This window comes from Vibrio sp. 10N.222.49.C9, assembly GCF_041474985.1.
Taxonomy (GTDB): Bacteria; Pseudomonadota; Gammaproteobacteria; order Enterobacterales; family Vibrionaceae; genus Vibrio; species Vibrio crassostreae_C.
Genome location: NZ_JBFRVD010000676.1, coordinates 1 through 271, shown reverse-complemented (window position 1 = coordinate 271; position 271 = coordinate 1). Strand labels below are relative to the sequence as shown.

Below are 271 nucleotides of genomic sequence, written 5' to 3'. Positions count from 1 at the left end.
GGGTCAATCAACCCAAACTAACTTATTGTCAATTGCTACTCCGTTAGTAACAACTATGCATTCTCTACCTCATTGGGTAAGAAATGCTAGCAATCTCGTTGAAGATGATCGCTTGTTGAACAAGAAGGTTCTCCGTTTGCGCGATATTTTCTTACAAGCAAACGATCCCCATGCACTGCTTATTCAACAACTAAATGACGTTCTAGACCCTGAGTCTAAGCTAACAGAAGCAGAAAAAATTGATGGTCTAGAACAGTGTATAGCTATACTT

At 39.5% G+C, this 271-nt stretch carries 1 protein-coding gene; it reads left to right on the top strand.

The genetic code is table 11. From position 1 onward, the window contains the following. Positions 1 to 55: 55 nt before the first annotated feature. Positions 56 to 271 (top strand): hypothetical protein (locus AB4585_RS25035; protein WP_372171457.1); only part of this gene is annotated, 216 nt, incomplete at its 3' end.